Raw genomic sequence first — 8,749 nt, forward strand, 5'->3', positions numbered from 1 at the left:
TGGTCATGAGCTTTCTCCTTTCTGGGGACCCGGCGCCGCGGATGCGGCGCCGGGTCGGATCGATCGACTAGCCCTGCGAGACGATGACGGCCTGGTATGCCTGGCTGTTCGCGAGCGACCCGAAGGTCAGGACGTTTGCGGCGACGGAAGAGTTCGTCGCGTAAACGTTGGCCCAGTTGAGGTCGAAGAAGAGCGTCTCCTTCGACGGCAGCAGTTCGACGGATTGTGCGTCGAGTTCGGCCAGTGTGATGTGCTGCATGATTCCGTTCCCTTCGACTGAAAACCGATCCGATCGGATCGGCCGCACCAGTCAAGAGAGGCGACGTTATCGATCCGTTATCGGGGCGTTATCGAGAGCTACCGTGGAGCCGGGCGCACGCTCGGGCGCGCATGGGTGAGGAGCTCGTCGAAGACGGGCGCGGCCGCGACCCCCAGTTCGCGCTCGAGGAGGTCCCGGATGCGTTCGTGAGCCCTGATCGCAGACGCGTAGTTTCCCGCCAGCAGGTGGCTTCTGACCAGAAGGAGATACGCGCTCTCGCGCAGCGGTTCGATCGCGATCGCTGCACCGGCCGCGCGGATCGCCAGATCCGCCTCGCCGTTGTCGAGGTGCCTATGGGCCAGTGTCTCCAGCGCGCAGAGCCGATCCTGAGCCATTCCCTCCTGCGCATAGACGATCCAGTCCTCGTACCAGCCGGGCAGAAGGTCGGCGTCCGCGAGCACGTCGATGGGATCGACCGATCCCGCCGCACAGTGGTTCAGGTGGATCTCGCTGATCAGCCGGCGCAGGTCGGCGATGTCGACGTGAACCGCCTCGTCCAGAGCGACGGGACCGGTGTTGTTCACGATCACGCCCGGCAGCCGGTGCGAGACCTCGAACACGCACGTGCGGAGACTTCCCGCGGCATGCGCCTCGGAGCTGTCCGGCCACAGCAGGTTGGCCAGATACGCCCGCGGGCGCGGACCGAACAGGGCGAGGACGGCGAGCAGTCGCTGCTGCCGCGCGCCCACATCGAACAGCTCCGCGCCCCGACGAAGCTCCCACCTCCCGAGGAGTCGCAGGCTCCACCCGTGCACGACTGTCGATGCCAACTCGCATCACCCCCGAACGAGTCCCCGTCGTCGTCAGCTCACTGTCGATGTAGAGCCCGACGTAGGCGCCTCCCAGGGTAGAACTGTGGGCTCCCGTGTCAAGCCCCATTGCGTGCAGGTGTAACCTGACGGGCGAACGGCGCTTCAGGCGCCGCTCGATGGGGATTCGTGCGCTTCGCGCCCGCTGCGGGTGATCGCGCGCTTCGATTCGTGACGAGTCGGCTCAGGCGCGAAGGGCGCTGGGGGCGTCCGGCGGCAGTGTTCTGTGCGACGCCTGCTGCAGCTGCTGCGCTGCCAGCCAATCGCGCACTGCGGCAAGGACCTCGTCGGCATCGGCCGAGACGATCGACGTGTCGATTCCGTCGGCGTCGCTCATGGTGAGGCGCGCCCGGAACGCGTTCTCGTGGGTGGACTCCTGCCACACACGGATCACCATCGTCGACATTCGAACTCTCCCCTAGCCGACTCGGCCGCGCGCACGTCGCGCGCACGCCCTTCGCCGGGTCATCATTCCCCCTGGATGATGGCCGATGAAGCATCGGGTCCGCTGAGCGAGTCGGTGATGGTCATGATGGTCTGCCCTGCGGTGGATGTCAATCCAGAGGATCAGATGACCGATTCGCTCCACGCGTCCGGGTTGCCGAATCGGTGCGCGGTGATCGTGATCGACTGCTCGTGCAGGAACGGCAGCAGCTCGAGCCGCCCGGCCGTCGTCACCTCGTTGGCGTACACCGCGAGGTCCGGATCACCCGCGACCGCATTCGAAAGGGCTCGGTGCAGCAGCGCCACGGACTCGGGCGGACCGACCAGCCGCGCCCGAGACGGACGGGCGACGGTGGAATCACCCTCGGCCGTCATGCGCTGCAGCCATTGGTCCTCGTTCTCGACGAAGACGGTCACGCCCTGGTCGCTGAGCGAGCGGCGTACGGCACCCGGCAGTCCGACCGGCGCGCTCACCGTGAAATCCGATCCCGCCCGGATGCCGGCCACTACGACCCGCAGCAGCGCCTCCCACGACGCGTCGCCGGTGGCCCGGACGGCGACATCGACGGGACGGTAGCGGAACAAGTTGCGCTCGACGCCGAGGCGTGAGACGTCGCGCACCTGACCGAACTCCCGATCCCACGACAGCGCGTCCGAGAGCGCGCTGCGTCGCAGCCACTCGAACGCGTCGTACCCGAGCGAGGGCTGTGCCGCCTCGATCACGGAACTGATCCGCGAATCCAGACCGCGCAGATGCAGCGTGGCCGACGCCGCCGCGCCGCTGGATGCCCGCCAGGAGCCGAGACCGATCAGGTAGTTCGGTCCACCCGCCTTCGTGCCGGCACCCACCGAAGAGCGCTTCCAGCCGCCGAAGGGCTGCCGCTGCACGATCGCGCCGGTGATGCCGCGGTTGACGTACAGGTTGCCCGCCTGGACGCCGTCGAGCCAGGCGGCGAGGTCGTCCGGATTCTGCGTGTACAACCCGGCCGTCAGGCCGTAGGCGACCGCGTTCTGCAGTTCCAGGGCGTGCGTCAGCGAGTGCGCGTGCATGACGCCCAGAACCGGCCCGAAGAACTCCTCGCGATGGAAGCGCGAACCCGGCTGCACGCCGGTGCGGATGCCGGGAGTCCACAGTCGCCCCGCGAACTCGGGAAGCGCATCGGGTCCCTCCGCGTGGCGAAGGGTCGGCTCGACCAGCCAGCGCTCGCCCTCATCGAGGGTCGTCAGCGCCCATGCGAGCTTGCCCGAGGGCGGCTCGATCACGGGCCCGACTTCGGCCGTCGGGTCGCTCGGAGGGCCGACTCGCAGCGAGGTCGCGGCGTCGACCAGCTGTCGGGCGAAGCGCTCGGAGCGGCCGACCGGTCCGACGAGGATCGCGAGCGAGGCGGCGGAGCACTTCTGCCCCGCATGCCCGAACGCGCTCTTGACGACGTCGGATGCCGCGAGGTCGAGGTCGGCGGACGGCATCACGATCATCGCGTTCTTGCCGCTCGTCTCCGCCAGCAGCGGCAGCTCGGGCCGCCACGAACGGAACAGCGCCGCCGTCTCCCACGACCCGGTGAGGATGACGCGGTCCACCTCGGGATGCGACACCAGCCGCTGGCCGAGCGAGCCTTCGTCGATGTCGACGAGGGCGAGGACGTCCCGGGGGATGCCGGCCTCCCACAGCGCTTCGGCGACGACCGCGGCGCAGCGGCGCGCCTGCGGCGCCGGCTTGAAGATCACGCCCGAGCCGGCGGCGAGTGCGGCCAGCACTCCCCCGGCCGGGATAGCGACCGGGAAGTTCCACGGCGGCGTCACGACCGTCAGCCGCGACGGAACGAAGACGGCGCCGCTCACACGGTCGAGCTCGCGCGCGGTGGCGGCGTAGTAGCTGGCGAAGTCGATCGCTTCGCTGACCTCGACGTCCGCCTCGGCGAAGACTTTGCCGGTCTCGGATGCCGCCACCTCGATCAGCTCGCCGCGCCGGGCCTCGAGAGCGCGGGCGGCCGCTTGCAGCACCGCCGACCGCTCACCGGCGGGCAGCGCGCCCCACTCCTCCGCGGCGCTGCGCACGCGTGCGACGATCGCCTCGATGGCGTCGGCGTCTGTGATCTCGGAAGCGGTGACCGTCGCATCGCCGGCCGTCGAGCCCTCGATGCGGGTGAGGATGCCGCGGCTCCACTCGCGGTTCGCCGGCAGCGAGGGGTCGGTGTCGGCCGCGTTGCGGAACCCCGGGGCACCGACGGCGCGCTCCGTGCCCTCGCGGGGGGCGAACACCGCAGTCTCGACGAAGCGGTCCCCGCCGAAGACCATCTCGGACGCCGACGGCTCGAGCGGTGCGGTGTCGCCCTCCGCCGCGGCGGAGCGGGCGATTCCGAGAACAACCTGCGTCAGACCGGAATCGGCTGCCTCAGCTCCTGTGTCGCGCAGAGACCGCGCGCCCGTGCGGGGTCCGGGCTCGGGCGGCGGTTCGGCGCGGTTCTGGGTGCGATTCGGACCCGTGCGCAGCGCGGCATCCCGTGCCCGGTCGACAGACGCCAGAAACCGGTCGCGTTCGCGGTCGAACATCGAGGGATCCTCGGCGAGTTCGAACGCGGCCGAGAGGAAGTTCTCGCTGGACGCGTTCTCCTCGAGCCGTCGCACGAGGTAGCTGATCGCCACGTCGAACTCGTCCGGCCGAACGACGGGGACGTAGAGCAGCACGTGACCCACGTCACGGGCGACCGCCTCGACCTGACCCTGGGCCATCCCCAGGAGCATCTCGAACTCGACGTGATCCCGCACATCGCGCTCTCCGGCGAGCAGCCAGGCGTAGGCGATGTCGAACAGGTTGTGTCCCGCAACGCCGATCCGTACGGCGCCGGTGTGCTCTGGCCGCAGCGCGTAGTCGAGGCACCGCAGGTAGTTCGAGTCGGAGTCGAGCTTGGTGTCGTATGTCGCCAGCGTCCAGTCGTGCATCACGGCGTCCACCCGCTCCATCGCGAGGTTCGCACCCTTGACCAGTCGGATCTTGATGGGCGCCCCGCCCGCGTCGACGCGCGCCCGAGCCCAGGCGGTCAGCTGCTCGAGCGCCGGCAGGGCGTCGGGCAGGTATGCCTGCAGCACGATGCCCGCTTCCAGCGATCGCAGTCTCGGGTCTTCCATCAGCCGCGTGAAGACGGCCATCGTGAGATCGAGGTCGCGATACTCCTCCATGTCGAGGTTGATGAACGTCCCATCCGAGGATGCCGTCACGTAAAGCGGCAGCAGGCGCTCGATGACCTTCTCGACGACCTCGTCGAAGGCCCACATCGAGATGTGGCTCGCGATGGCCGAGACCTTCACCGACACGTAGTCCACATCCGGGCGACGGACGAGTTCGTGGATGCCCTCGAGACGGCGCATTGCCTCCTGCTCGCCCAGCACGGCCTCACCGAGCAGGTTGAGGTTGAGCCGCGCGCCGCTCTCGCGGATCCGTGCGATTGCGGGGCCGAGCTTCTCTGGACGGGCGTCGACAACGAGGTGGCCCACCATCTCACGCAGCACGCGGCGCGCGATCGGCACGACCGGGGCGGGCAGGATCGGCGCGACGACCCCGCCGACCTGGACGGCGCCACGAAGGTACCAGGGCAGGAACTTCGGAACGAGCGGGGCGACGCGACTGAGATTGGATGCCGCTGCCGACAGGCTCTCGGGCCGCATCACGCCGTCGACGAAACCGATCGTGAACGGCAGACCGGTCGGATCCTTCAGGACGCCCGCCAGCCGAGCGGCCGCGGCGTCGACGTCGACCTCGGCGCTTTCGGCGACCCAGCGACGGGTGAGCTCGATGGCCTGGTCGGCGAGGGTATCGGCGGGCGCGGTGTGCGGCACGGGTGTCGACGGCATGCCTCCAGCATGCGGCATCCGATCGTTCAGCAAAAGCGACCATCTATGATCGATACCATTCGGTTCCTTCGATGATTATGTTGTCAGGGACGGAGGGCACATGTTCGAGCTGCGACGGCTGCGGCTGCTGCACGAACTCGCGCTGCGCGGCACGCTGGCAGCCGTCGCCGAGGCGCTGTCCTACAGTCCGTCCACGATCTCGCAGCAGCTGGCCCAGCTCGAGAAGGACGCGGGAGTGCCGCTGCTCATTCCCGACGGACGACGAGTCCGCCTGACCGAGCACGGCGTCGCGCTCGCGGCGCACGCGTCGCGTGCCCTCGAGCTGGAGGAGCAGATCCGCGGCGAGCTGGAATCGCTGCAGCCCGGGATCGCCCCGGTTCGCGTCGCGGTGCTTCAGACGGCCGCGCAGGCGATCCTTCCGAGCGCCCTCACCCTGCTCGCCGAGCGCGAAGCGGGACTGCGCGTCGAGATCGCCGAGGTTCCGCCCGAAGAGGGTCTGTTCGAGCTGTCGGCCCGCGGATTCGATCTCGTGATCGCCGAGCAGTACCCGGGTCACACGCGGGCGCATCGCTCGGGGCTGGAGCGCGAGACCCTCGGCAGCGACCCGATCCGACTGGCGCTCCCGCCGGATGAGGACGCCGACGGCCTGGCCGGGCTGAGAGAGCGCCCGTGGGTGATGGAGCCGGCCGGAACGGCGGCCCGGCAATGGGCCGTGCAGCAGTGCCGCGCGGCCGGCTTCGAGCCGGACATCCGTTTCGAGATCGCCGACCTGACCGCGCAGGTGCGCCTGATCGCGGCGGGCCGTGCCGTGGGGGTCCTGCCGGATCTCGTCTGGGCCGATCTGGATCCGCCGGTCCGGCTGCTGGATCTTCCCGGCGATCCGGCCCGCGAGATCTTCACCGCCGCACGTCGGTCGTCGATGTCACGCAGCGGCATCCGCACTGTGCGCGCGGCCCTGCGCGATGCGTTCGCCGCGCGCTCGACGAGCGGGCGGTCGCCGCGCTGACTCTTTTCGGACTTCCACGCACACCGCCTCCGACCTGTCGGCCGGAGGCGGTGGTGTTCGCGGAGCGGGTCAGACCGAGGTCGGGCGATCGTCCCTGCGTCCGTCGCCGTCCACGTCGCGCGTGTCGCGGTCGTAAGTGACGGCATCGGGGTTGTCGCGGACGATACGACGGTCGGTGCCGTCATGATCGCGGTCGGTGACGTCGCGGTCGGTGACTTCCCTGTCGGTTCCGGTGCGGTCAGTGGTCCGCGCGTTCCCCGCCGTCGTCACGGCCGGGTCGACTTCGTCGGCCTTGCGCAGCTTCTCCGCCTGCTCCTCGCGCAGCTTCGCGGCGTCGGAGGCGTGGTCGTCGATCGTCGCGGCGGCGCGCTCGGCCTCGATGCCCGCCTGGGCAGCCCGAGCTTTGGCCTGCTCCGCCTCGGCCGCGGCCGTCGCCGAGTCGGCGCGCGCCTGTGCGGCCTGGGCTTCGCGTTCGCGAGCCGCCATCTCTGTGCGACGGGCGTCTTCGCGCAGACCCTCCGCCTTCTTGTGCTGTGCTTCGAGCCGCTTCGCCGAGCTGCGGCGTGAGAGCATCACGGCGACGACGATGATGATCGCGACGACGATGACGGCGATGATGATCCAGATGAGTGTCGGTGTGTCCACAGGCTCACTCCTTCGTTGAGGGGGGCCGCCGGGGGCTGTGGCGGCCCCACGTGACGAGGCAACCGCACCGAGGGTTGCGCCACAACGCCTTGCGGAAGCGCACGGGGTGGGCTAGTGCCGCCGGCCGCGCTGGATCCGAGGCATCGGGCGGAGGCCACCCGGGGGCAAGATCCCGGCGACGGATTCCCCCGCAAGTGCCCGCCCGTAGTGTGAAGAGTGTGATCCCCGACCGCGCCGAACCGGAGTCGCGGCCCACGAGCCGGTTCGGGTGGGTGCGCGCCGCATCCGACCGCGTCCCGACGAAGTGGTTCGCGGGCATCGGGACCGCCGCGTTCCTCGGCGCCACGGCGGCGTTCGGCGGTCTGGCCACGGCCGCGGATGCGCCGGTCGCCGATCTGGGAGCGGGCGAAGAGCATCGAAACGACCAGTTCGCCATCACCGTCGAGCGGGCGGTGCTGATCGACGAATTCCAGGGTGCCGGCGTCTACGTCGAGGACGGCGAGCGGGTCCTCGCGCTGCCGATCCGCGTCGAGAACACCTGGAATCAGCCTCTGGCGGCGTATCCCGACAGCAGCCTCACCCAGTCGCTGGAGATCGAAGGTCTGACCGAGACGACCCCGGACTCGGTTGCCCGATACGACGACGCGACGCTCAGCCCGTCGCTCCAGCCCGGCGTGCCCGCGCAGCTGCTTCTCGCCTGGGCCGTGGAGGTGGACGCATTCACGGATGAGCAGGAGCTGCGGATCACGTTGAACGACATGACCCTGCACACCGGGTCATTCGTCGTCAACGGACAGTGGTGGACCGACCCGGTGCCGGCCGCGACGACGACGATCGAGCTTGAAGACATCGGAGCCGGCAGGTGAAGCGCTGGGTGGGGTGGGTGCTCGGCGCGGCCCTGGTCGCGGCGGCGTGGGGCGTTGCTGCCGTCACACCCGGTGAGGATGCCTCCGAGGATCCGTTCCGCGTGACGGCTGAGATCGGCGAAGTCGCCGTCGGACGAAACCTTGCGATCAACGTGCTCGACGTGCGCCGCGCCGAACGGGTGCTGGCCGGGAGCTGGAGCGCCGACGGGAATTGGGTCGTCGTGGATCTGGAGGCGGAAGCGGTGGAGTCGGAGTTCGGCACGCTGCTCACACTCGCCACCCTCGAGATAGACGGTCGCATCTTCAGTGCGAGCGAACGTCCGGAATCGCTTGTGCGCGCCTCGCTCTCAGTCGGCATCCCGCAGACCGGCAGCCTGGCGTTCGAGCTTCCCGAAAACCTTGATGCCGCACGGGGAATACTGCAGTTCGGTCTGGACGCGGACCCGCGGCTGGACTCGGTCATCGCGCTGGAGATCGACCTGGATGCAATTGCAGTCGAGCCGGCCGTCGACCTGCTCCCGACGGGGTGGAGCACGCGATGAGCGGCGCGTGGTGGCGACGCAACGCCCTGTGGCTGGCCCTCGTCGCGGTGCTGGCCCCGCTCACGGCCGGTGTCATCGCGGTGAACGAGTGGTCGGAGTGGGATCTCGGCCACGCCACCAAGCCGATCACCGTCGCCGCTGGCGGGTCGGCCTCGTACGCGGGTGCGCGGGTCGGGCCGGCGAGGGCCGAGTTCACCACGGATCCCGCCGCTCCGCCCGGCTCACGGGTCGTCAGCGTGACCGTCCTGGTCGAGCCCGGCGACCAGCCG

General features: G+C 69.7%; 9 protein-coding genes. 4 read left to right on the forward strand and 5 right to left on the reverse strand.

From position 1 onward, the window contains the following. Nucleotides 1-67: 67 nt before the first annotated feature. The 4 genes from VFX99_RS09540 to VFX99_RS09555 all read right to left on the reverse strand — a co-directional run bounded on the left by VFX99_RS09540 (nt 68) and on the right by VFX99_RS09555 (nt 5,421). Nucleotides 68-259, reverse strand: a complete 192-nt coding sequence (locus VFX99_RS09540; RefSeq protein ID WP_329666061.1) for a hypothetical protein — start codon at nt 257-259, stop codon at nt 68-70. Nucleotides 260-357: 98 nt separating this feature from the next. After that, on the reverse strand, nt 358-1,089 hold the full coding sequence (locus VFX99_RS09545) for an AfsR/SARP family transcriptional regulator (protein WP_329666062.1): 732 nt from the start codon (nt 1,087-1,089) through the stop codon (nt 358-360). A 223-nt stretch (nt 1,090-1,312) separates the two neighbouring features. Next, nucleotides 1,313-1,525, reverse strand: coding sequence for a hypothetical protein (locus tag VFX99_RS09550; protein WP_329666063.1), 213 nt, complete (start codon nt 1,523-1,525; stop codon nt 1,313-1,315). 170 nt (nt 1,526-1,695) lie between these two features. Continuing rightward, nucleotides 1,696-5,421, reverse strand: a complete 3,726-nt coding sequence (locus VFX99_RS09555; protein WP_329666064.1) for a bifunctional proline dehydrogenase/L-glutamate gamma-semialdehyde dehydrogenase — start codon at nt 5,419-5,421, stop codon at nt 1,696-1,698. Between the two features lie 100 nt (nt 5,422-5,521). Here VFX99_RS09555 and VFX99_RS09560 point away from each other — a divergent pair, with 100 nt between their 5' ends. Next, nucleotides 5,522-6,427: a LysR family transcriptional regulator gene (locus VFX99_RS09560; protein WP_329666065.1), complete on the forward strand. Its 906-nt coding sequence runs from the start codon at nt 5,522-5,524 to the stop codon at nt 6,425-6,427. Nucleotides 6,428-6,496: 69 nt separating this feature from the next. Here the strand turns inward: VFX99_RS09560 and VFX99_RS09565 are convergent, their stop codons facing one another. Further along, nucleotides 6,497-7,072: a hypothetical protein gene (locus VFX99_RS09565; protein ID WP_329666066.1), complete on the reverse strand. Its 576-nt coding sequence runs from the start codon at nt 7,070-7,072 to the stop codon at nt 6,497-6,499. A 218-nt stretch (nt 7,073-7,290) separates the two neighbouring features. Here VFX99_RS09565 and VFX99_RS09570 point away from each other — a divergent pair, with 218 nt between their 5' ends. From VFX99_RS09570 to VFX99_RS09580, 3 genes are all read left to right on the forward strand, one after another. Continuing rightward, the gene (locus tag VFX99_RS09570) at nt 7,291-7,938 is read left to right on the forward strand and encodes a hypothetical protein (protein ID WP_329666067.1); all 648 of its coding nucleotides are present in this window, start codon (nt 7,291-7,293) and stop codon (nt 7,936-7,938) included. Continuing rightward, on the forward strand, nt 7,935-8,480 hold the full coding sequence (locus VFX99_RS09575; RefSeq protein ID WP_329666068.1) for a hypothetical protein: 546 nt from the start codon (nt 7,935-7,937) through the stop codon (nt 8,478-8,480). Before VFX99_RS09570 ends, VFX99_RS09575 begins: the two co-directional genes overlap by 4 nt. Then, the coding region (locus tag VFX99_RS09580; protein WP_329666069.1) for a hypothetical protein at nt 8,477-8,749 on the forward strand (273 nt) is incomplete at its 3' end. The genes VFX99_RS09575 and VFX99_RS09580, both read left to right, overlap by 4 nt.

Source organism: Microbacterium sp., assembly GCF_036277215.1.
Taxonomy (GTDB): domain Bacteria; phylum Actinomycetota; class Actinomycetes; order Actinomycetales; family Microbacteriaceae; genus Microbacterium.

Excerpts from the sequence above, each read along its gene's own strand:
- VFX99_RS09540 (WP_329666061.1), bottom strand. The coding sequence starts at position 259 with ATGCAGCACATCACACTGGCCGAACTCGACGCACAATCCGTCGAACTG.
- VFX99_RS09550 (WP_329666063.1), bottom strand. The coding sequence starts at position 1,525 with ATGGTGATCCGTGTGTGGCAGGAGTCCACCCACGAGAACGCGTTCCGG.
- VFX99_RS09555 (WP_329666064.1), bottom strand. The coding sequence starts at position 5,421 with ATGCCGTCGACACCCGTGCCGCACACCGCGCCCGCCGATACCCTCGCC.
- VFX99_RS09560 (WP_329666065.1), top strand. The coding sequence starts at position 5,522 with ATGTTCGAGCTGCGACGGCTGCGGCTGCTGCACGAACTCGCGCTGCGC.